A 21,355-nucleotide genomic window follows, 5' to 3' on the forward strand; every position below is an offset into this window, starting at 1 on the left:
TCAAGTATGAGCCTGTGCGGGTCGTTAAGTTGATTGTTGACCTCTCCCTGGGGCGCACATGTCATGTAGAACGGCGTCACGGGCTCGGTACTGCTGAGGGCGCCCTTTCAGTCCACCGACATCGTCCGGCGTGATGATCACGACCCCGATTCCTCCTGGAATTTCGTGATGAGCGCTCGTCCGCCGTTTGGGCACTCATATAGTTCATCGCGAGATAAGCCACGTGCGCGATGACTCGGGACGAATCCATGAGCATGGGTTTGCGGCCGAGACGGCCGCCATCAACGGAATCATGGAACCCCTACGACGAGATGCTTGATGATTGACAGTGAGTCAACCGGCAGCGTATTTATTCACCGGCAGCTAACCGCTACATTGAAGTCCCGCGTCTCACACGCGCTCTAGTCAGGACTTCAACATGAAAGTTACGGTAGTAGGCTACGGCAATGTCGGTGCAGCAATGGTCAAGCAATTATCAGCCGCCGGACATGCGGTGACGGTCACTGGGCGCCAGCCGAACGGCGCCGCGCAGATCGCAGAACTACATGGCGCCAAGCACGCGCCGATGAATTCAGCCGCAACCCACGCGGAGATCGTCGTACTGGCTGTTCCGTTCGACAACGCGGCGCAAGCGCTTGCCGCACTGGGCTCACTCGACGGCAAGATAGTGATCGATGTCAGCAATCCGCTGACCGCCGACTACATGGGCCTGACCATTGGCCACACGACATCGGCAGGAGAAGAAATCGCGAAGCTGACCAAGGCACCGGTCGTGAAGGCGTTCAATACTCTGTTCGCCCAAGTGCTCGATGGCGGCGCGACATTCCCGTCACAGGCGGTGCCGGTCTTCGTCGCATCCGATGATCCCGCTGCCAAGGAAAGCGTCGTCACGCTCATCAAGTCAATGGGCTTTGACACCATCGACACCGGTGGCCTCAAGAATGCGCGCTATCTTGAGGCGGTAGCCGGTCTGAACATCTATCTCGGCTACGGCGCCGGACTGGGGACGCAGATTGCGCCAGCCTGGCTTAAGCGCGCATAAACTGGTTGCATTGACGAACCCTGCTGCCTGTACAAGCGGACAGCAAGGGTTTTTTGTTTGTCAGTTCGACTCAGCTCAGCAGGTCCATGATGGACTCGCCCTTTGCGATGACGCCACTGCCATTTCTACATTCGCGCGGTGTCATGTTAAATTTCGCGCGAAAGCTGCGGCTGAAATGCGCGGCATCATTGAATCCCCAACGAAAGCAGATCTCCGACACTGACAGAGCGCGATGCGCAGAGCTGGTCAGGTCCGAGCGGCAGCGCTCGAGCCTGCGATCACGCAGATATATGCTGAAGCTCATGCCAGCGTCTTCAAAGAGTTTCTGCAGATGGCGCGTCGATATGCGTTGTTGCTCGCAAATCTGGGTCATCGTGAGGTCAGCGTCACCCAGTTGCTGGTCGATCGACTGGCAAATGCGCAGGAAGTGCGCCGCGCGCACGCGGTCGCCGAAACGCCGGTTGGCATGCGCGCCCGAAAGACTCGCTACGAGGAACTCGGACAGGGCGACTTCGACCGGGTGGATGTCGCTCGCATCGAAGTCTTCGAGTTCATCGCCGACTGCCCGCAACATGCCCGCAAGCACTCTTGTGAGGCGGGACCCACCGGGAAGGATGCCGCAGTGGAGCATGTTCCTGTCGACCAGACTGGGATGCAGGAGTGTCAAAGGCACGCGCACGTAGAGCAACCTGAAATCGGCTTGAAGCTCAAGCGTTGAGTCACGTCCACTCGGTCCATACAGCACGTCGCCGCGCCCGATCTCGATGCGTTCGCCTGCCTCCGTGAAAACCGATTGTCCATCGAGCAGCAACGCGAGCCAGAGTGCCGCCTGCTGATTGCGATAACACCCCGAGATGGTAAGCGGCGTGGCGCGCAGGCGCGAGAATTCAATTCCCATCGGCGACACAATGCCCACTACGTCGCCCTGGAAACTCTCGTCGATGTCGGCCGCAGTCACCGGCAGGCACACTGCGTTCATGGCTTCCTGCCAGACGGTCGGCCGTTTTTCGCGTGCACTCTCTTCGGTTGAGAAATGCCAGGTTTTCATTGCCATAACCGGTTTCCTTCGCGCAACTGGTATGTCCAGCTTCGAACACATGCAAATGGCGCGCCATGCGGGCAACGCGATTTTCGGAGCTATTTGGCCGAGCCAACGGGATTTGAGCGGTTAACAGAAATCCTCCGTGTGCATGGTGCACCACGCTGGTCACTCAGGCGCGAACAGGGCTCGCCCACGGTGCATCGGCCCACTGCTCGGCGAAAAAATCGATGGCCACCCGAGTCTTCGCCGGTAACTGATGGCGGCTCGGATACACGGCGTAGATACCGATGGGCGGCGGCGCGAAATCCTCCAGGACCGGCACCAGCAGCCCGCGCTCGATACTCTGGCACACGAGGAAGCCCGGTTGCAGGACAAGGCCAACTCCAGCTTGTGCTGCCGCCACACAGGTCTCGCCGTTGTTCGCCGCCATCACCGGATGGGTGCGCGCAATATGCTCAATACCCGTGGAATGCTCCAAGAGGCGCCATTCGTTGCGTTCGCAGAAATTGCTGTAGGCAATCGACTGATGCGAAGAGAGGTCAGCGGGCACCTTCGGCGTGCCGTACCGCTCGAGATACTCGGGCGACGCGCACATGACTAGCGGCGTACTCGCAAGCCGCCGATGGACCAACGACGATTCCACGGGCCGCGCAATGCGAATGGCCAGATCGAAGCCTTCCGCTACCACATCCACCAGGCTGTCCGATAGCGCGATGACCGGCCGCACATCCGGGGCGCGCTCGAGAAACTTGCCCCAGAGCGGCGCCAGATGCGCAATGCCGAAACTTACCGGCGCACTAATCCTCAGTTCCCCCGAGGCGTTCGCGCGCTCGTTTTGCGCGAGTTGATCCGCCATATTGAGTTGCTGCAGTATCTCGCGACAGGAGCGGTAATACGCTTCGCCCGCGGCAGTCAGCGAAATCTTCCGCGTGGTCCGGTGAAGCAGCCTCGCGCCAAGGCGCTTTTCCAGTTCGAGCACCGTGCGCGACATCAAGGCGCGCGACACGCCCTCGAGGTCCGCAGCGGCCGCGAACCCGCCCGACTCCACCACTCCGACGAACGATTCGATTTCGCGCAGGCGATTCATTTGTGCTCAAGAGCGGGAAAGATGCCGCGCGGAATCCGCACGTGCGCGCCCAACGTCGCGTCCACCACCTGCGTGATGCCCACATCCCCGGCCACACTCATCAGCGAATAGGCGTCATTACGCGACAGTCCGACATGTTCTTCGAGCAGCAGCATCGTATCGAGCGAAGCATTGCGAAGCGCCTGGTCGAGTTGCGGATCGAAGCCATGCACGATCCAGCTATCGGCTGTCTCCAGCAGCGGCGCCGGAAACGAAAAGTCCTTTCTCAGCACAATCTGCAGCGTGACGTTGAGCGACGACTCGATGGCCGTGCCGCTCACCTCGCCATCACCTTGCGATACATGCGGATCGCCGATGGAAAATAGCGCGCCGGGCACCTGCACCGGGTAATACATCGTTGCGCCCGCGCCAATGCGCCAGTTGTCGATATTGCCGCCATGCCGCCCCGGCGGAATCGTGCTCACCCGGCCATTGACCGCGGGCGCAACGCCGGCCGTGCCCAGATGAGGCCGGGCGGGAATACGCACGCCCGCGAGTGCGCTTTCGCGGTCGCAAACGGGGCAATCCGTGATGGTGCCCGGAGTCAGGTACTTGCCCTTGAAATCGTAGGCATAGAGTGCGGAGGCGTGGTTCGCGGCGTCATCGAGTTCGTAGATGGTAACGCGCTCCTTTTCTCCCATCTCCTTGTATAGATACCCCCAGTTAGCGGCAAGGTTCGACCCGTAGCGGCAACGCGGCCTCATGTTCAGGTAGCGCACCTCGAGCATATCGCCCGGTTGTGCGCCCGCGACATAAATGGGGCCGGTCATGATATGAACGCCTGGATTGCGGTCGTGCTCGGGAATGGCTTTCCACAACGCGTGCAGCGTGTCGTCCATCATCAGGTGAGGCGCGTCGCCGGCGTGATGGGTGAGCGCTTCTGCATAGATCAGGTCGCCGCTCTTGATCGTCAGCGCGGGGGCGATCGACGCGTCGAAATAGCCCCAGTGGACATTGTCCGGCGTCGCGCGCAGCGTGTGAAACGCGGAAGGCTGGACATCCGGCCGTGATGTCGTTCCTGTGCGAATAAGTGCCATGAGAAATTCGGTTCCTGGGTTTAAAGGTCAAGCACAAGAAGCGGTGTCTTCGAGCGCGAGCAGCACGGCGTGAAAACGTCGCCTGCGCTCTGCTCCGCGGCGCTGAGCAACCAGTCACGATGCTCGGGTATGCCGTCCAGCACCCGCGTGAGACAGGCGCCGCAAACGCCCTGCTCGCACGACACGGGAATCACGACGCCGGCGTCGGCGAGCGCTGCGCAAACAGTTTGGTCGGCGGCGACGGCAATGCGCAGTCCAGTTGAGGCGAGCTCGACCTCGAAGGCTGTGTTCAGCGTCGGCTGCAGTGCCTCACCGGCATCGCTCGAAGGTGCGGGTGCGGCGAAACGCTCGACATGCAGGAACTCGGAGGGCCAGCCCATTGCACGTGCGGCGTCGAGCACGGCATCGATCATTGCGAACGGTCCGCACACGTAAAGGTGCCTCCCTTCGAAGCCTCCGACGAGCGGTACGAAGTCGTCGCATCGGCCGATGTGCCGCGTCAGGCTCGACGTCCACGGCGCGCTGGCCAACTCAGTCTTGAAGGACTGGCGTTCGGCGGTCGTAGCGAAGTCGTGCATCTCGAAGCGCTGCCCGGCGTTGTGCAGCGTCCACGCCATGGCAAGCATGGGCGTGATGCCGATACCGCCTGCGATCAATAGCGGAGCCTGTTTTGACGGCACCAGCGAGAAGTGATTGCGTGGTCCGCGCACGTCGAGCAAATCGTTCATCCCGACGGACTCGCACAGATATCGCGAGCCCCCCCGGCCGTCGGCTTCGCGCTGCACCGCGATCATGTACCGCATGGGATCGGCCGGATCGCTGCATAGCGAATAGTGACGAGCCTGACCGTTGCAATCGATCTCGAGATGCGCGCCCGCTTCGAACGCCGGCAGCGGCATGCCATTGGCCGCTTCAAGCTCGAATGCCACGATGTTTTCCGCCACGTCGAACCGGCGCGCCACGCGCAGGCGCACACCGGTGTCGACATTCATGATGGCGGCCTCCCGCGCGCTCATGTCAGGGCGGGCGTCGACACGCCCGCTGATCCGCCGAGGATGAAGCTCAGCATGCTGAGCGAGCCGTACTCCAGAAAATTCGTTTCAACCTTCACCGGATCGTCGGCATGGCGCGCGCCAAGTGCGTAGAGGAAAGGCCAGTAATGCTCGGGTGTGGGAATCGAGCGCGCGGCGGCTTCGCCAGCACGCTGATAGTCGATCACCTGGTCCGGCTCATCGTCGATGATCGCCTTTAGCACGTGGTCGTGAAAGCGCTGCGCCCAGTCGAAACCAATCGTGGGCGAACCCCAGTCCATCGCGGGCAGGTTGTGGACCACATTACCACTTGCCGCAATCAGGATGCCTTCGTCGCGCAGCGGTCTGAGCGCACGGCCAAGTTCGTAATGAAAGCGGGCATTGCCTGCGCGGTTCATGCTGAGCTGCACGACGGGAATGTCAGCGCGCGGAAAAGCCTTGACGAGCACCGACCACGTGCCGTGGTCGAAACCCCAGTTGCCATCAAGCGCGACTGGCGTAGGTAGGAGCAGTTCCGCTACCCGTTTCGCCAGCTCCGGGTCGCCGGGTGCCGGGTACCGCTGGTCGAAGAGTGCCTTGGGAAACGCGCCGAAGTCGTGGATCGTGCGCGGCTTGTGCATTGCAGTGACGGCGGTGCCGCGGGTCATCCAGTGTGCAGAGATCATGAGGATGGCGCGGGGCGTGCCGGCCGCCTCACCCATCGCTTTCCAGGCTTGCGTGGCACGATTGTCGTCGATCGCGTTCATCGGGCTGCCATGGCCGAAGAACATGACCGGCATGCGTGCGGAACTTTCAGATGGCATATTCAAAGCTCGTGTAAGGCGGGAATGGGTGCGATGTGAGGCGCTGCAGCAATCAGACTGCGCGTGTACAGATGTTGCGGGTTTGCCAGCACCGCTTCGGTCGCACCTGCCTCGACCACCTGTCCGCGCTGCATCACGATCACGCGCGTGCAGAGATAACGGACCACGGCGAGGTCGTGCGAAATCAGCATCAGCGCAATCTTGTGAGACGCTCGCAACGCTAGCAGAAGTTCCATGATCTGCGCCTGCATGGACACGTCGAGACCCGAGACGATTTCGTCGGCAACCAGCAGACGCGGCACCTCACAGAGCGCCCGGGCAATATTCACCCGCTGGCGCTGGCCACCGGACAATTGCGACGGAAACCGGTTACCCATCTCCGCCGGCAGTCCGACCTCGTCGAGCAGATCAAGTGCTCGGCGGGCACGATCCACGTGCATGTGCGAGCGGCTTTCCATAGGCTGCGTGACGATGCTTGCCAGCCGGCGGCGTGGATTCAATGCGGAGCGCGCATCCTGGAAAATCATCTGAATCGCATCAATGCGCCGACGCCACATCTCGCGGCTTGCGTCGAGCGGCTTGCCGTCGAGCAGGATCGATCCCTGGCTCGGGATGTCCAGCCCCATGACGAGACGCCCGAGCGTGCTCTTGCCGCTGCCGCTCTCGCCCACGATGCCCACGAACTCCCCTGGCGCAATCGACAGGTCGAGCGGGCTGAGCGCCACGAACCGCGCCTTGTTGCGGCCAATGCCGCGCGGCGCGGGGTAATGCTTGCCGATGCCGCGCAGGACGAGGAACGGCGCATCCGTCATCGCGTGCATGGCAGGCATGGGCGTACGCGCGACCGTGTCCGTCGCCGAGGCCGAGGCCGAGGCCGCGAAAGTACATCGCACGGCGGAGTCGCCCAGTGCCTGCAGGAGAATAGGCGCGTCGTTGCAGGACGCGACCGCACGGCTGCAGCGCGCAGCAAACCGGCAGCCGGTGATGGACGCCAGCTCTTCGAAGCCCGGCATGCGGCCGTCGAGCGCTTCAACCTGCACGCGCTCACCCACGAGCGACGGGTTTGCACGTAAGAGCGCGCGCGTGTACGGATGACGCGGCGTATCGACCACGCTGCGTGCCGCGCCCAGCTCGAGCAAATCGCCGGCGTAAAGCACGGCGATGTCGTCGCAGGCATGCAGGGCGAGTCCCAGATCGTGCGTGACGAACACGACACTGGTGCCGCGCTTTGCCTGCATCGCGCGCATGAGTTCCACGACGTGCCGCTGGGTCGTGACATCGAGCGCGGTGGTGGCTTCGTCGGAGATGACAAGGTCCGGATTGCTCGCGAACGCCATCGCGATGCATACGCGCTGACACATGCCGCCGGACAGCTGGAACGGATAGCGCGAGAGCAGCCGCTCCGGATCGGGCAGCAGGACTTCACGCAGGGCGTCGATGCTGCGCTCCCGGCGCTGGCTGGACGGAACGCCCAGGCGCGCGAGGTGCAGTGCAAACTGCCGGCCGATCGACAGCGTCGGGTCAAGCGCGCTCATCGGCTCCTGCGGGATGAACGCGATGCGCCGCCCCAGCAGCGCGCGGTGCGCGCCAGCGCTGGCCTCCAGCAGGTCAATGCCGGCAAAGCGCAGGCCGTTCGCGCGCACGGCGAATCCGGGAGGCAAGCTACGCGACAGCACTCGCCCGAGCATGCTTTTGCCGGCGCCCGACTCGCCCACGATACCCAGCGTGCGGCCGCGCGGCAGCACGAGCGAAATGTTGCGCAACAATGCAACGTCATCTCGCTCGACGCTCAGGCCTTCGATCTCGAGCAACGCGCTGCTCGACTTCATGGCAAGGGAAGGAAGTACGTCGTGGCCGAACAGGGAGCGCCTCGTGAGGTTCATGGCTTGAGTTCCGGACGCTCGATCAGGCGCGAGTCAGTTGTACGGCGTAAGCCTTCGCCGAGGAATGTCGTGGCAAGGACAGTCAGGACCGTGCAGGCGATTGGAAGGATCAAGCCCCAAGGCGTGCTGAACACATTGGCGAGACCATCGGAAATCATGCTGCCCCAGGTTGGTACACCCGCCTGCGCCGATAATCCGACGAACGACAGGCTGCATTCGGCGACCACCGCAATCCCAACTTCAAGACTCATCAGGGTAATGAGGGTCGGCAGGACGCCTGGCAGCACGTCGCGGATGACCGTGCGAAACGAGCCCGAGCCGGCGATGCGTGCGGCGGCCACATAATCGCGCTGGCGAATGACCACGACCTCGGCACGCAGCACGCGGCAAAAGCGCGTCCAGTCGACAAATATCAGCGCGATGATCACGTTCACCACGCTCGGCGACAACGCAACCACCAGCACGAGCGCGAGGACGACGGCGGGAAACGACATCCATATCTCGACGACGCGCAAGATCAACCAGTCGATCTTGCCACCGCACCAGCCGGCGACCAGTGCCAGCGTCCCGCCGATCAGTCCCGCACCGAGCGGCGCCGCAAAACCGACCAGCACTGCGATGCGTGCGCCATAGACCGCGAGACTGTAGAGATCCCGGCCGAGGGCATCGGTGCCAAACCAGTGAGCGGCAGTGCCGCCAGCCGCCCAGGCCGGCGGCAAGAGCGTATTGAGCAGGTCCTGGTCATCAGGACGAAAGGGAGCAAGCCATGGTGCGACGGCGGCAATCAGCATCAGCAGTACGAGGAGCGCCGCGCCGAACAGCACGCGCGGCTCACGCACGACCCGGCGCAGCATCGCGTGGGACGGTGCAGGCAGCACGCTGCTCGCAAACTGTGTGCGGCGTGTAGATAAAGGCGTGCTCATTCGAGCCTCAGGCGTGGGTTGAACAGCACTTCGAATGCATCGGTCAACGCATTGACCCCCTGCACGACGACGGCGTACACCAACGCGAGCGCTTGAATCATCGGCAAATCGCGGGCACCGATCGCGTTGACCATCAGGCTGCCGATGCCCGGCATGCCGAATACTTTTTCGATCAGCAGCGTGCCGCCAATCAGCAGGCTGACCTGCATGGCAAGGATGTTGATGGTGGGTAACGCGGCGTTGCGCAAGCCGTGGCGAAACAGAATCTGCGCCTCTGACAGTCCGCGCAGCCTCGCCGCCGCGATGTATTCCTCGGCATAGGTGTCGAGCAGGCTCGAACGAAGGATGCGCATGAGCGGCGGAGCGATGCCCATACCAAGCGCCACGCAGGGCAGCACCAGATGCAGGAGCGCGTTGCCGAAGGCCGCGAACTGGCCGTCGATCAATGTATCGATCAGCAGTGCGCCCGTATGACGCGCGACCGTGTACTGGTTATCGATGGGCCCAAGAAACGGCAGCCACTTCAGCGCGATACCAAACGCCAGGATCAGCAGGATGCCCCAGAGGAAATCCGGAATCGAGATTGCGAGACCATTGACGAGTTCGGACACTTTCTCGGCTACCGTATCCCGCCGGCTGAATGCATAAATGCTGCTCGCAATACCCCCGCTTACGCCAAGGAGGAGACCGCCGCAAAGCAACTGGATCGTGGTGGGCAGAGCCGTTGCGAGCACCGGGCCGATCGGCTGGCCGTTTTGTAGCGAGTGCCCGAAATCGCCGTGCAACATTCCACCAAGCCAGCGCGCATATTGCACGGCCACCGGCTGGTCAAGTCCCAGCGTATGGCGCAACGCGGTGATGTCCGCCAGGCTTGCATTCGGCGCCATCAGCATCGCAACCGGGTCCGCACGCAAGAGCCGCAGCACAGCGAAGATCACGACCGACACCGCCAGCAGGATCACGAGCCGGCGCGCGAGGCGCCATGCGAGCCGTATCACCTGTCGGCACGCGCGTGAGACCCGCGCTTCCTGCACTGGCGACTCAATACCGGGGGTTTCGAAGGAAGTCAGCATGGCGCGGCCGCTCAGCTCGTAACAACGACGTCGATCGACGCCAGCTTGCCGCGCGCAGTGGCAGCGCTCGCCGCCATGCGCGCCCGAGCCGACTTGTAGCGCGGCACCAGCCAGGCGTTCAACTCCTGCTGCGCACGCTCTTGCCATGAATAGCGGCCGCGCGTGGCGTAACGCGATTGAAGGCCCACCTGCACCATCGCGTCGACATGCAGGTCCTGCGCAATGATGTCCGCCACCGCGCTCATGCTCATCTCCACGCGCTTTTCGAAGAGCGTGTCCTTCATTGCGCCGGGCGCGTAGAGGGTGCCCTGATCGACGAAATGGCTACCCGCCGTGTCGGCACGCAGGATCATGAAGATCACGCTATCCACCGACACCACCAGCGACAAGGTCGGCGGCAGGTTCGCGAACAGCATGCGGTTGCGCTCCTCAAGAGTCAGTTTCGGGAAGATCGGGAACAACGCCTTTTGCGTCGGATTGAACGCGGCGTCGGCGTGGGTCGTGCCATTGAAGCGGTAATACCCCGCTGTGTTGGGCGGTAGCTCCGGGAATGACGCAAGCGAGCTCGGCACGAAATCATGGAGGGGTCCGTGATGCAGCCGGTTCGCGTGATAACCGTCATTGTTATTCTCGAACATGACCTTCCAGTTCCACTGGAAATGAAAGGGTTTTCCGGGACGCGGCCCCTCCGCGTTCGCGAGGTCAAAGTTGGCGAGCACCGGATCCAGCGCGCTCAGACGGGGTGCGAGCGGCGCTGCACTGGCATCGAAGTTGATGAAGATAAAGCCTTGCCAGCACTCCACCTGCATGGTCGGCAGACAGAAGTCTTTCTTGTCGAAACCTTCAGTGGCATCCATCGCCGGGGCCGCAATGAGTTCACCGTCCAGCGAGTATGCCCAGTGGTGATACGGGCACAGGAGCGCGCGTGCGTTGCCGAAGCCTTCCGCTACGACCATCGCGCGATGCTGGCATACCGCTGACATCGCCTTGATCTCCCGGCGGGCGTTGCGGGTGATCACGATCGGCTCCCCGATGATCGCGGTCGTGAAGTAATCGCCGATGTTCCTGATCCAGTCTTCGCGGCCGACGCACAGCCATTCGTGGTTGAACAGTGCCTCCTTTTCGAACTCGAAAAATTGCGGGTCGGTGTAGCACTGCGGCGGCAGCGTCTGAGCCTGCCCGACAGGAAGAGCGGAACGGTCGAGCGCATCGAAGAACACATCGTCGAAAGCGATATTGCGTTGAAAATTCATGAGTTTCCCGTGCTTATTACTTGAGAAGTCGACATGGGCAGACCTACGCTGTCCAGTAGTCCGGCAACATCCAGCCGCTCAGGAACGGCGTATATCCGACCGTCTTCTTGTAGGCAGCAGTCGCGATTCCCTGCATCAGCGGCAGCGAATACCCCTCATTGACCGCCCATCTGTGAAATCCCTTGTAGCCCTCGATGCGCTTGGTTTCGTCAAGCTGCACGAGCAATGGATCGAGATGGGGAGACACATCGGGACTGCGCCAAACCGAAAAACCACCCTTGGGGTTCAGATACGACCCTGCGGACAACTCGGGGTCCCCGCTGCCGTTCTGCCAGAGCCACAGCGTCGGGCCCGGTAAGGTGCCCGCTACCGCCTGCGAGAAGAACTGGGCCGTCTCGATCGGGGTCAGTTCCGCCTCGATCCCGACGTTCTTCCACATCTGCGTGATGGCGCGCGCCATGTCGAAGTCGCTCGGATAGACACCGTTGGTCGCCAGAAACTTGACGCGCACGGGCTTGTCCTTGCTGTAGCCGCTTGCAGCCAGCAGCTTTTGCGCGAGCGCCGGGTCGTGAGCGAACTGGAATGCCGGATCGAAGGCGGGCGTGCCGGGTGCGGCCGCAGTCGACATTACGGCGGGCACGTTGTTGAAGAACGCGCGCACGAGCGCCTGTTTGTCGATCGCGTGATGCATGGCGAGGCGCACGTTTTTGTCCGTCGTGGGCCCGCTATTGACCATGTGGATCAGGTAGGAGTCGATAGTCGGCGTGACCTTGCTGCCCAGCGTGCCGACCTGCCCGAGCCGCACGGTTTCGCGCAGCGGCAGCATGCCGGAGACATCCGCCTGACCCGCCTGGACGGCCGATACGCGGGAAGTGGGGTCCTTGACCACCTGGAACACCACATCGCGGAACTTCGACGCGCCGCGCCAGTGCTTGTCAAAAGCGGTTAGCGTGATACGCGAGTCGCGCTGGTAATCGACGAGCTTGTACGGCCCGGACCCCACCGGCTTGGCGATGAAACCCGCCGCGCCGACACGTTCAAAATACTTGCGTGGCATCAGGTAGCCGCCGAGATACCCCAGAAACGCAGGCGCGGTGACCATGGGCGCCTTGAAATGCATGACGACACGCGTCGGCGACGGCGTCTCGATGCTGTCCAGCGCCCACCAGATACCGCCGACCTGGAGAGATTTGTCCGCATGCAGACGGTCGAAGTAGGTGAACTTGAAATCATCCGAGGTGAGCTTGTCGCCGTTGTGAAACAGGACGTCGTCGCGCAAGTCGAGTTCGAGGACTTTGCCTTCCGTGTCTTTCCACCGCCATGCCGTCACCACGCCCGGGCGAAGCACGCCTTTCTCGTCGATATCGATAGCGGTATCGAAGACGCTGCGATAGATGGAGATAGGGTTCGGTGCGACCCGCACGAGCGGGTCCCAGGACGGCACGTCAGTCGGGAAGGCGATCGTCAGCGGCGCGGTGCCCGCCCATGCGCCGGTGCTCATGCCGGCGAGACCGGTCAATCCGCCAATTCCGGCGAGGCCCGAGGTCGTCACGCCCGCAAGCGACCCGGTCAGCATCTGGATAAAGTTTCTACGGCTAGTCATTGAGGGGAATCCATTTTTGGGCTCGCTTCGTAAGCGTTGGCGGCGTGCCTGGTTTTGCTTCGGATCAAGGATGCGTGTCGCGCAAGCGCGATCAGTAAGGCTTGTCGCCCCTGACCCAGAGCCGATGCATCTCGCGGATGTACTTCTGGTCGTCGAAGAGTGTGCCGGTATGGAGCGAGCACCGGTTGTCCCACACCAGCACATCGCCCTTCTGCCACTTATGCGTGTAGACAAACTGCGGCTGCGTGCAGTGTTCGATCAGGTCATCGAGCAGTTTCAACGCTTCATCGTCCGGCATGCCCTCGATACCCATCACCGTACCTGCGCTCGGCCACAGTGCGCGGCGGCCGTCGGCCGGATGAGTGCGCACGAGCGGATGCCAGACGTCCGGATTCTCGAGCTTTTGCTGCGGCGTGAGCTCCCGGCGCTGGTATTGACGCGTCGACATGAAATGCGTGTAACTGTGATGCACGCTCATCCCATCCAGGCGCTCGCGTTGCGCCACCGGCATGGCGTCGTACGCGGCGCAGGTGTCCGCAATGAGCGTATCCGCGCCTTCGGCGGGCACCTCCACCGCGTACAGCATCGTGCACATGACCGGCTCCTGCTTGTACGAATAGTCCGTGTGCCACCCCACTCCGTCGTTGTGCGAGCCGATGGGCTTGCCGTTCACCAACCGGTTTGACAGTACGTAGATTTCTGGAAACTCCGGCAGCGTGAACTCCTTGATCGTGTGTCCTTCCGGCTGGCCGAACTGCGAGGCGAAATGCACCAGCGCGGCCGGGTCCATCGACTGCCCGCGTAACACAATGGCGCCATGGAGGTGAAAACAGTCGACCACGCCCGCTAAGGTCTCCGGTGTCGCACCGGCGAGATCCACATCGATGATCTCCGCGCCGAAACCCGGCTTGAGTTCGCGGACGGAAAGAGTACTGGCGGTGCTCATGCTATGAACCTTCATGTTGACGTGAGGCTTTCAGATTAAAGGGGCAAAATTGGACAGTCTTGTCGGAACACGCATGAAAAACTGCCGAAACTCCCATTCCCCTTTCAGAACGTATGAATGATGGCCACGCGAGACGTCACCTGCGTTTGCGTACTCGAAGGCAGCGAGTAGAAGCCCGCACCCTGGTTCGCGTCGACACCGGAAGATGCCCGCAGGTAGGAGACGTTCGCGTAGAACGTGGTCCGCCGCGAGAGGTAATACTGGGCGCCGATAGTCGGCTGGTTCCAGTGCGCGCCGTCGAAGGTCGTGTATTGATAGCCACCCAGGATCGCAATGTCCGGCTTGACGAAATACATGGCACCCGCTTCGTACACGTTCATCGTTGCGCCGACGGAGCCGGTTCGCATGTTGGTCGATGTGAAGTTGGCCGCCATCGTCAGCTTGCCGATGGCGTAGCTCGCACCGACTGCGACTTCGGATTGGCGGTCGACTGTAAAGTACGCACTGCTGTCAAGATCGGTCACCGTGCCGTTTGCGTTGCGGGTCGCGACAGTCTGGCCAAGGAAGCTCGTCACCCCGATCTGCGCATACGGATCGACCTGGACGTCGTAGAGGCGCAGATACACGGCAGAGGCCGAAAATCCCCCGTGGGTGTAGCCGAGCGCCCCGCTCCATGCGCTGTCCTGCTTGAAATTCCCGGCTACATTGCCAAAGCCGTACATGGCACCGAAGCTGAAGCCGTTGTAGTCCACACTGCGGAACTTGACCGCGTTGTTCACCTGATCGCCCGCAATGCGGTCGAAATCGCCCATGTGACCCGCGTAGACGCTCGCGTAGCCGTTCAGGTTGTACTGGTTGATGTAGTCGGATATGAAGTCATACTGACGACCGCCGGTCACAGTTCCGTAAGGCGTCGACATACCGACGAACGCCTGTCGGCCAAACAGCGCCCCGCCGTTGCGAAGCTGTCCGGTGCCAAGGCTGAAGCCATTCTCGAGCTGGAAGACGGCTTTGTAGCCACCACCCAGGTCTTCCGTCCCTTTAAGGCCCCATCGATTGCCAAAATTGGCACCATCCTGGAACTCGTAGAGATGACTGCCGCCCTCGTTGCTGAGATACGTCAGACCCGCGTCGATAACCCCGTACAGCGTCACAGAACTTTGCGCACTTGCACTTCCCATCGCGCCCAACAATGCGGCGCCCAACAAATACTTCTTCATTTTTTATCCTGGATAGAAAGGGAACCTGTTTCCGCATGCGCATCAGAGGTCTTATCCCTGAATCGACGCCATCAGCGGGTACCCTGAAAACTAACCAGGCAATTTCGTCAAAACTTGACCGATTGCGCTTGGATACTTGTCTAATAACCCGTCAATATTCCTGACGTCGTGGTGTCAATATTGGACAGGCCCCGGTCAAGTCGCGAAGCGCGTACAGACAAGCCATTGAGACAACAAGCGCCTAAGCTCGGCAGTCTGACGATGCAGGGATTTGCGGAGGCACCGTTAAAGAAGTTCGCCCGGGCGACTAACCTCTATGTCATTGCCGCTTGTTTGCGCATGGCCGCCATCTCGCTTCGCATAGCACTTAACCTTCGCGTCCATTCAGGCCATGAGCGACTTTCAACGGGTAACACTTGTCACTGGAGGGGCGCGCGGGCTCGGGCTCGCGACCGCTCGCGCACTGGCCGAAGCAGGATGTGTCGTGGTCATCGGGGCGCGCAACAAAACGCTCGGAGAAGCTGCCGCCCTTTCCTTGCGAAAGGATGGCTTACAGGCAGAAAGCGTGATACTCGACGTCATCAATCCGGCGCATCGCCGACAAGTTGTCAACTATCTGGCAGCGACCTATGGCCGGCTTGACAGCCTCGTGAACAATGCGGGTGTGTGGCTGGATGACCCCGTAGATGCGGCAGTTTGCTCGAATACGGCTGCGACGATCGCGGAACGGACCGTTCGCGACACGTTCGAGGTGAATTTTTTCGCAACGCTCTTGCTGACGCAGGCACTGCTGCCATTGCTGGCGAAATCCCTCGCGGGCCGGATTGTCAACGTCTCGAGCAATCTCGCTTCCAATGCACTGCACTCGGATTCGTCGTCCATCGCGTGGGATACGAAGCCGTTTGCGTACAGCGCGTCGAAGGCGGCGCTCAATTCACTTACCACGCATCTGGCACACGCCCTTCGCGACACATCCATCAAGATCAACTCGGTCCATCCTGGTTGGGTCCGGACCACGATGGGTGGGCCGCACGCTCCACTGGAAGATTCCGAGGGATGCCGCTCCAGCGTCATGTTCGCGATGCTCGGTGAAGACGGTCCGACGGGTGGTTTCTTTCACGAACACGAAACGGTCCCGTGGTAAGGGAATGTCGATAAATTTGGCCGCAAGCCGGTCACGCATTTTTGTTTCTTCCATGGAGTGGGTATGACTAAGCGATTGATCATCATTACGGGCGCAAGTTCTGGCATTGGCGAAGCGACTGCACGGCTCTTTTCAAGCCTTGGCTATCCCCTGCTGTTGCTCGCAAGGCGTCTTGAGCGCCTCGAAGCGCTCGACCTCCCCAATGCGCTCTGCCGCAAGGTCGACATCACAGATCGTACGGCGCTGCTCCAGGCGGTCGCCGAAGGCGAGGCAAAGTTCGGTCCCGTCGACGCCATCATCAACAATGCGGGTTTGATGCTGCTCGGCGACATGACGCAGCAAGACCCCAATGAATGGGACCGAATGCTTGATGTGAACGTCAAGGGCTTGCTTAACGGCGTTCATGCTGTGGTCAAAGGCATGGTCGAACGCCGGCGCGGAACAATCGTCAACGTTAGCTCGACGTCGGGTCGCAAGACGTACCCGGGCCACGTTGCCTATGTGGGCACGAAGCACGCTGTGCATGCTTTATCCGAGAACCTGCGAGAAGAAGTCGCACCGCATAACGTGCGTGTGATCGTTATTGCGCCCGGCGCCTGCGACACCGAGCTCCAGACCATCACGACGAATGACACCGTCAAGGCAGGATTCAAAGAGTGGAAAGAAGAGATTGGCGGAGTCATTCTTGCCGCAAGTGAAGTCGCCGAGGCGATTCGATTTGCCTACGAACAACCGCAAAAGGTTTGTATCCGCGAGATCGTGCTGGCGTCGACGAATCAGCCTGTGTGAGGACAAGGCCGCCCGCCGGACCGTCAGCGATGTCCTTCTCCGGGATGCTCCAGATCAGTCCCGCGAGGACCCCAGGGCCACCGAGGAGCGATCATTAACAAATGGCCGGTAGATGTCTCTGGTTTGCGACGACGACAGATACTCCAGGGATAAGACCTGATCCAAGTTGCAAGATTACTGAAGGTGATAAGGTTCGGGTCCTCTCTTGGCACCAACACGTAGTCCGGAGCAATCCGAAGAAGTCCGAGAAACCCCGTAAAGCCTTGTGCCTGCGGGGTTTTTTGTCTTTGGCGGTCCGAGGTAGTCCAGTAACATCCGGCGTTTTTGCGAATACTGGTGCGTATACCAGCTTCAAGGGCAACGCCATGCCCAGATACGTCGAACCGAAGTCGGAAATGGCGTTTCGCAACGCCAAAACGAGGGCGAAGCCCTACCTGCTCTCGGATGGCCAAGGCCTTTCCTTGCGCATACGTCCGAACGGCGCAAAGACTTGGCTACTCCGATATCGACGTGCCGGCACGAGGAAAGAAAATTTCCTGAGCTTTGGCCGGCATTATCAGGTTGTTGGGTCGGTCACGTAAGATGGCATGATGACGAAACCGAAATCGCTTTATCACGGCCACCGCTTCCCAGCCGAGGTCATCAGTTGTGCTGTTCGCTGGTACTTCCGATTTCAGTTGAGCTTGCGCGACATCGAGGAACTGCTCTTTGAGCGCGGTATAACCGTGACATACGAGACGATCCAATGCTGGTGCGATAAGTTTGGCAAGGGCTTCGCTCACCGGGTGAAAGCGGCCCGACGCAAGACAGGCAGCACGTGGCACCTCGACAAGATGTTCGTCACTCTGCGTGGCGAACCGTACCTGCTGTGGCGTGCGGTTGACGAGCATGGCGTCGAACTCGACATTCTGGTGCAAAAGCGGCGCGACAAGGCCGCGGCCAAACGCTTCTTCAAGCGTGTGCTCCGCTCGAGCCCGGTACCGCACAAGATCGTCACCGATCAGCTGCGCAGTTATCCGGCCGCACAGGCCGAGATTCCTGAGTTGGTGAGCGTGAAGCACGTGTTCGTGAAAGCCGCCGCCCGGCTGAACAATCGCGCAGAGAACAGTCACCAACCGACCCGCGAACGCGAGCGTCGCATGCGCGGCTTTCGCGAGCCTAAACGCACACAGAAATTTCTCTCGTGCTTCGGGCCGATCCAACAACATTTCGCGCTCAAACGGCATCTGCTGCGCGCTTCACTCTATCGCAAACAGCTAGCAGCCCGGTTCATTGCATGGCGCGAATTCGCCGAACTCGCCCAAAATCCGTCGACCGCTTTCTGATAGTCGTCACACTTGCCGTCGTGCCGTCCCACTCTCGACAACTTGACAATGCCCCGCGATCTACTTCGCGGCGGCCGTGCGCGACAACGGCGGCCGTCTCGTTATCGGCTCGGAACTGGTGTCGTCGAAGGCCGAGGTTGCCCGTCGGCATCTTGATAACGCGGGGCATCGCCGGTACGCTGACATCCGTGCCGGCGATGCCCGGCAAACGCTGCGTGATCTCGGCGGACCGATCGACTTCGCACTGATCGACGGCTGTCCCGCGCCCGAGGGAACTTCGCTCGCGGGCGAGGTCATCGAGATCGTCGCGCCGCAGTTGCGCGTCGGCGGTTATGTTGTGAACGACAACGCAGAGCCAGACTTTTTTGAGTACATTCGCGATCCTGCCAATGGCTTCATCTCGATCACCATACCAATCAAACGCGGCACGGAACTCGCACTGAAGGTCAGATGAGAAGAATTTCCGAAGAAAAAAACATGTGTGAGCAAGATCACGAAAAGTGCCGTGGCGCGTGCCTGTCAGGGTGCCTATTCCGAGCACTGAAGAAGTCGGCGGCGCTTTTCGCGGCGGCCCTGATGTCGACCACTATCACGTCGGTGTCCTACGGCCGTACGGGAACCTCGTCCGGGGCGACTCCACCTGTGACGGCGGATGCCGAGACGCAGGCCGTTGTGTCCGCAGCGACAGCCTTCCTGGATTCGCTGAGTGCGGATCAACGCAAAAAGGAACTGTTCGACTTCGCGCCACGGAAAACCGCTACGGTAGCCCGGTTCAAAAGAACGGGGCTGAGTGGCGGTGGCAAGCCCGGTGGTCCAGACGGGAATGGAAAACCCAACAGCGGCCCGGACGGTCCAGACGGTCCAGACGGTCCAGACGGTCCCGGCATGGGCCCCCAAGGTGGTTTTGCCGGCGAACAGTACGGCCAGGCGATCTGGTCGAACTTCCCGGTCAGCGACGTGCCGCGGCCCGGTCTGCGGCTAGGCGGCCTGACCCCGGCACAGCGTGCGGCGGCCATGCACCTGTTGCAGGTGCTGCTGAGCCCCAAGGGTTACCAGAAGGTGCTCGACATCATGGGTTCCGACCAGGCGCTGTCGGTGGGAGAGAAGCACTTCGCCGCGGGTGCTGACGTCTACACGATTGGTCTCTTCGGAACGCCCAACGTCACTACACCCTGGATGCTGGAGTTCGGCGGTCACCACCTCGGGCTCAACGTGGTGATCGCGGGAGCGCACGGCGTGCTCGCACCCACGCTGACAGGCGCCCAGCCCTCGGTCTACACGGCCCACGGCAAGACGGTACGCGCGCTTGCGGGCGAGAACGACAAAGCCTTCGCCCTGTTGAATGCCCTGAATGAGAGCCAGCGCAAGCAGGTCATCCTGAACTACCGCGTGGACGATCTGGTGCTCGGGCCGGGCCACGATGGCGAGACGATCGTGCCCGAAGGGCTGAAGGCCTCGGCGATGAACGCGCGGCAAAAGGTCATGCTGCTCGACGTGATCTCGGAATGGGCCGGCATCGTCAACGACGCCTACGCCATGCCGCATCTAGAAGAGATCAAGGCTGGGCTGGATGACACCTGGTTTGCGTGGAGTGGCCCGATCACCCACGAGCCGGGTAAAAGCGGCAGCGCGTATTACCGCATCCAGGGACCGAAGGTGATCATCGAGTTCTCGCCGCAGGGCGTGGGCGGCGACCCGACCATGCACGTTCACACGATCTATCGCGATCCCACGAACGATTATGGACACGCCTTCACCACCCCATGAAAAGAGCATGGCTTCTTTTTGCCGCGCTCTTCTTAGGGCTGGTGGCCCCCGCTCACGCGCACCGGTTGGACGAGTATCTGCAGGCCACGACGATTGACGTGGCGCACGATCGTCTGGCGTTGCAGTTGCGTCTGACCCCGGGCGTCACCGTCGCGCCTCAGGTACTCGCCGGCATCGGCGTGAATGGCGTCAACGGCGACGGGGCGATCCCGGATGCCCCGCAGCAGGGCTACGCCGAACGGGTGCGCCAGGACTTGTCGCTGACCATCGACGGTGCTGTGCGGCCACTCCGGCTGGTCTCCGTGACTTTCCCGACGGTCGCGGCGATGCGCGACGGCGTGGGCGACATCCTGCTCACCTTCGAGGCAAGCCTACCTGCCGGCGGGGCCGCCCATCGACTGGTCTTCGAGAACCATCACCAGCGCGCCATCGCCGTTTATCTGGTGAACTGCCTGCTGCCGCGCGATCCGCACCTCCGCATCATCGCCCAGGACCGGAATGTCGATCAGTCGCTTTATCAGCTGGATTTCGCCGTCAGCGGCGCGGCCGGGCTAGCGCAAGCCACGACGACGCGGCAACCGTTGCAGCCGGCGGACGAGCGCGCTGTCGTCGAAACCTTTTTCGGCCATGGCGTGCATCACATCCTCACCGGCTACGATCACCTGCTATTTGCCTGCGCCCTGGTGCTCGCGGTGAAGACGCTATGGGATCTGGTGAAGGTAGTGACCGCCTTCACGCTGGCGCACTCGATCACCCTGACGCTCGCCGCCCTGGATCTGGTGCATCTGCCGGCGCGGGTGGTGGAGCCGCTGATTTCGGCCAGCATCATCTTCGTCGCGTTGCAGAATATCTTCTGGCTCGGCAGCGCCCGGGGCCGCAGCCGGCTGGCCGTCGCATTTTTCTTCGGGTTGTTTCACGGCCTGGGTTTTGCCGGCGGCCTGCTCGATGTCATGCACCAGATGCCGGGCGCAATGATCCTGCTGGCCATTCTGGGTTTCAGTATCGGCGTCGAAGCGGGGCATCAGATCGTGCTGCTGCCGCTGTTCGGGTTGCTGAAGGTAGTTCGCCGATTGCAACACGATGTCGTCTCAGGTCCCCGTCTCTCCATGGCGTTCCAGCGGATCGGGTCGGCAGGGATCGCGGTGGCGGGCATGTATTACTTCGGTGTGGCGCTTACCGGCGCGTCCTGAAGGGACGTTGCAAACCATGCTCCTTACAAACCGCCCGCGCTGGCACATTGCATCGTGCAACGGTCTTGCGGGTAAGCCACGACGGACACGATCTGCTGATCGGCGTGCGCCTGACTGCGCCCCCCCCCGTTGGAAGGCATTGCCCCGTATTTGCCCTG

The 21,355-nt window shown here is 61.5% G+C and carries 20 protein-coding genes; 8 read left to right on the forward strand and 12 right to left on the reverse strand.

The features are described 5' to 3' along the window. Positions 1-418: 418 nt before the first annotated feature. A complete protein-coding gene (locus tag EOS_RS39935) occupies positions 419-1,042 on the forward strand; it encodes an NADPH-dependent F420 reductase (RefSeq protein WP_047897755.1) in 624 nt (207 codons plus the stop codon). 70 nt (positions 1,043-1,112) lie between these two features. Here the strand turns inward: EOS_RS39935 and EOS_RS39940 are convergent, their stop codons facing one another. The 12 genes from EOS_RS39940 to EOS_RS39995 all read right to left on the reverse strand — a co-directional run bounded on the left by EOS_RS39940 (position 1,113) and on the right by EOS_RS39995 (position 14,982). Next, positions 1,113-2,096 (reverse strand): helix-turn-helix domain-containing protein, encoded by a 984-nt coding sequence (locus EOS_RS39940; protein WP_053064214.1) that lies wholly within the window; start codon positions 2,094-2,096, stop codon positions 1,113-1,115. A gap of 157 nt (positions 2,097-2,253) precedes the next feature. After that, positions 2,254-3,171 carry a LysR family transcriptional regulator gene (locus tag EOS_RS39945; protein ID WP_047897756.1) on the reverse strand — a complete coding sequence of 306 codons (918 nt, stop codon included), beginning with the start codon at positions 3,169-3,171 and terminating at the stop codon, positions 2,254-2,256. After that, a complete protein-coding gene (locus tag EOS_RS39950; protein WP_047897757.1) occupies positions 3,168-4,247 on the reverse strand; it encodes an acetamidase/formamidase family protein in 1,080 nt (359 codons plus the stop codon). Before EOS_RS39950 ends, EOS_RS39945 begins: the two co-directional genes overlap by 4 nt. A 20-nt stretch (positions 4,248-4,267) precedes the next feature. Further along, positions 4,268-5,239: a PDR/VanB family oxidoreductase gene (locus EOS_RS39955; RefSeq protein WP_047897789.1), complete on the reverse strand. Its 972-nt coding sequence runs from the start codon at positions 5,237-5,239 to the stop codon at positions 4,268-4,270. Between the two features lie 20 nt (positions 5,240-5,259). After that, entirely contained in the window at positions 5,260-6,081 is an 822-nt protein-coding gene (ygiD, locus tag EOS_RS39960) for a 4,5-DOPA-extradiol-dioxygenase (RefSeq protein WP_047897758.1), read from the reverse strand. A gap of 2 nt (positions 6,082-6,083) precedes the next feature. After that, entirely contained in the window at positions 6,084-7,964 is a 1,881-nt protein-coding gene (locus EOS_RS39965; RefSeq protein WP_053064216.1) for a dipeptide ABC transporter ATP-binding protein, read from the reverse strand. Beyond that, complete coding sequence (locus EOS_RS39970) at positions 7,961-8,887, reverse strand: ABC transporter permease (protein ID WP_047897759.1); 927 nt, start codon at positions 8,885-8,887, stop codon at positions 7,961-7,963. Before EOS_RS39970 ends, EOS_RS39965 begins: the two co-directional genes overlap by 4 nt. Beyond that, on the reverse strand, positions 8,884-9,960 hold the full coding sequence (locus EOS_RS39975) for an ABC transporter permease (RefSeq protein ID WP_053064217.1): 1,077 nt from the start codon (positions 9,958-9,960) through the stop codon (positions 8,884-8,886). The genes EOS_RS39970 and EOS_RS39975 overlap by 4 nt, the downstream gene beginning before the upstream one ends. An 11-nt stretch (positions 9,961-9,971) precedes the next feature. Next, positions 9,972-11,213, reverse strand: a complete 1,242-nt coding sequence (locus tag EOS_RS39980) for an aromatic ring-hydroxylating oxygenase subunit alpha (RefSeq protein ID WP_047897760.1) — start codon at positions 11,211-11,213, stop codon at positions 9,972-9,974. Between the two features lie 43 nt (positions 11,214-11,256). Beyond that, entirely contained in the window at positions 11,257-12,816 is a 1,560-nt protein-coding gene (locus tag EOS_RS39985) for an ABC transporter substrate-binding protein (protein WP_160312575.1), read from the reverse strand. A gap of 91 nt (positions 12,817-12,907) precedes the next feature. Next, positions 12,908-13,762: a TauD/TfdA dioxygenase family protein gene (locus EOS_RS39990; RefSeq protein ID WP_047897793.1), complete on the reverse strand. Its 855-nt coding sequence runs from the start codon at positions 13,760-13,762 to the stop codon at positions 12,908-12,910. Positions 13,763-13,866: 104 nt separating this feature from the next. Continuing rightward, positions 13,867-14,982 carry a porin gene (locus EOS_RS39995; RefSeq protein WP_047897761.1) on the reverse strand — a complete coding sequence of 372 codons (1,116 nt, stop codon included), beginning with the start codon at positions 14,980-14,982 and terminating at the stop codon, positions 13,867-13,869. Between the two features lie 391 nt (positions 14,983-15,373). On the opposite strand from EOS_RS39995, the gene EOS_RS40000 reads away from it, so the two are divergent. The 7 genes from EOS_RS40000 to EOS_RS47330 all read left to right on the forward strand — a co-directional run bounded on the left by EOS_RS40000 (position 15,374) and on the right by EOS_RS47330 (position 21,197). Further along, positions 15,374-16,126 (forward strand): SDR family NAD(P)-dependent oxidoreductase, encoded by a 753-nt coding sequence (locus tag EOS_RS40000; RefSeq protein ID WP_047897762.1) that lies wholly within the window; start codon positions 15,374-15,376, stop codon positions 16,124-16,126. 63 nt (positions 16,127-16,189) lie between these two features. Next, entirely contained in the window at positions 16,190-16,915 is a 726-nt protein-coding gene (locus tag EOS_RS40005) for an SDR family oxidoreductase (RefSeq protein ID WP_047897763.1), read from the forward strand. Between the two features lie 395 nt (positions 16,916-17,310). Then, on the forward strand, positions 17,311-17,496 hold the full coding sequence (locus EOS_RS45275; protein WP_235443114.1) for an Arm DNA-binding domain-containing protein: 186 nt from the start codon (positions 17,311-17,313) through the stop codon (positions 17,494-17,496). Between the two features lie 9 nt (positions 17,497-17,505). Next, the gene (locus EOS_RS40010; protein WP_047897794.1) at positions 17,506-18,240 is read left to right on the forward strand and encodes an IS6 family transposase; all 735 of its coding nucleotides are present in this window, start codon (positions 17,506-17,508) and stop codon (positions 18,238-18,240) included. 58 nt (positions 18,241-18,298) lie between these two features. After that, on the forward strand, positions 18,299-18,694 hold the full coding sequence (locus EOS_RS40015) for an O-methyltransferase (protein ID WP_082163704.1): 396 nt from the start codon (positions 18,299-18,301) through the stop codon (positions 18,692-18,694). A gap of 122 nt (positions 18,695-18,816) precedes the next feature. Next, positions 18,817-20,007 (forward strand): DUF3500 domain-containing protein, encoded by a 1,191-nt coding sequence (locus EOS_RS40020; RefSeq protein WP_053064222.1) that lies wholly within the window; start codon positions 18,817-18,819, stop codon positions 20,005-20,007. Between the two features lie 65 nt (positions 20,008-20,072). Continuing rightward, entirely contained in the window at positions 20,073-21,197 is a 1,125-nt protein-coding gene (locus EOS_RS47330; RefSeq protein WP_200908757.1) for a HupE/UreJ family protein, read from the forward strand. Positions 21,198-21,355: the final 158 nt, after the last annotated feature.

The organism is Caballeronia mineralivorans PML1(12), from assembly GCF_001028175.1.
Classification (GTDB): domain Bacteria; phylum Pseudomonadota; class Gammaproteobacteria; order Burkholderiales; family Burkholderiaceae; genus Caballeronia; species Caballeronia mineralivorans.

What these genes read in the sequence shown, in the direction of transcription:
- EOS_RS39935 (WP_047897755.1), top strand. Translation starts at nt 419, where the DNA reads ATGAAAGTTACGGTAGTAGGCTACGGCAATGTCGGTGCAGCAATGGTC.
- EOS_RS39940 (WP_053064214.1), bottom strand. Translation starts at nt 2,096, where the DNA reads ATGGCAATGAAAACCTGGCATTTCTCAACCGAAGAGAGTGCACGCGAA.
- EOS_RS39945 (WP_047897756.1), bottom strand. Translation starts at nt 3,171, where the DNA reads ATGAATCGCCTGCGCGAAATCGAATCGTTCGTCGGAGTGGTGGAGTCG.
- EOS_RS39950 (WP_047897757.1), bottom strand. Translation starts at nt 4,247, where the DNA reads ATGGCACTTATTCGCACAGGAACGACATCACGGCCGGATGTCCAGCCT.
- EOS_RS39955 (WP_047897789.1), bottom strand. Translation starts at nt 5,239, where the DNA reads ATGAATGTCGACACCGGTGTGCGCCTGCGCGTGGCGCGCCGGTTCGAC.
- ygiD (WP_047897758.1), bottom strand. Translation starts at nt 6,081, where the DNA reads ATGCCATCTGAAAGTTCCGCACGCATGCCGGTCATGTTCTTCGGCCAT.
- EOS_RS39965 (WP_053064216.1), bottom strand. Translation starts at nt 7,964, where the DNA reads ATGAACCTCACGAGGCGCTCCCTGTTCGGCCACGACGTACTTCCTTCC.
- EOS_RS39970 (WP_047897759.1), bottom strand. Translation starts at nt 8,887, where the DNA reads ATGAGCACGCCTTTATCTACACGCCGCACACAGTTTGCGAGCAGCGTG.
- EOS_RS39975 (WP_053064217.1), bottom strand. Translation starts at nt 9,960, where the DNA reads ATGCTGACTTCCTTCGAAACCCCCGGTATTGAGTCGCCAGTGCAGGAA.
- EOS_RS39980 (WP_047897760.1), bottom strand. Translation starts at nt 11,213, where the DNA reads ATGAATTTTCAACGCAATATCGCTTTCGACGATGTGTTCTTCGATGCG.
- EOS_RS39985 (WP_160312575.1), bottom strand. Translation starts at nt 12,816, where the DNA reads ATGACTAGCCGTAGAAACTTTATCCAGATGCTGACCGGGTCGCTTGCG.
- EOS_RS39990 (WP_047897793.1), bottom strand. Translation starts at nt 13,762, where the DNA reads ATGAGCACCGCCAGTACTCTTTCCGTCCGCGAACTCAAGCCGGGTTTC.
- EOS_RS39995 (WP_047897761.1), bottom strand. Translation starts at nt 14,982, where the DNA reads ATGAAGAAGTATTTGTTGGGCGCCGCATTGTTGGGCGCGATGGGAAGT.
- EOS_RS40000 (WP_047897762.1), top strand. Translation starts at nt 15,374, where the DNA reads ATGAGCGACTTTCAACGGGTAACACTTGTCACTGGAGGGGCGCGCGGG.
- EOS_RS40005 (WP_047897763.1), top strand. Translation starts at nt 16,190, where the DNA reads ATGACTAAGCGATTGATCATCATTACGGGCGCAAGTTCTGGCATTGGC.
- EOS_RS45275 (WP_235443114.1), top strand. Translation starts at nt 17,311, where the DNA reads ATGGCGTTTCGCAACGCCAAAACGAGGGCGAAGCCCTACCTGCTCTCG.
- EOS_RS40010 (WP_047897794.1), top strand. Translation starts at nt 17,506, where the DNA reads ATGACGAAACCGAAATCGCTTTATCACGGCCACCGCTTCCCAGCCGAG.
- EOS_RS40020 (WP_053064222.1), top strand. Translation starts at nt 18,817, where the DNA reads ATGTCGACCACTATCACGTCGGTGTCCTACGGCCGTACGGGAACCTCG.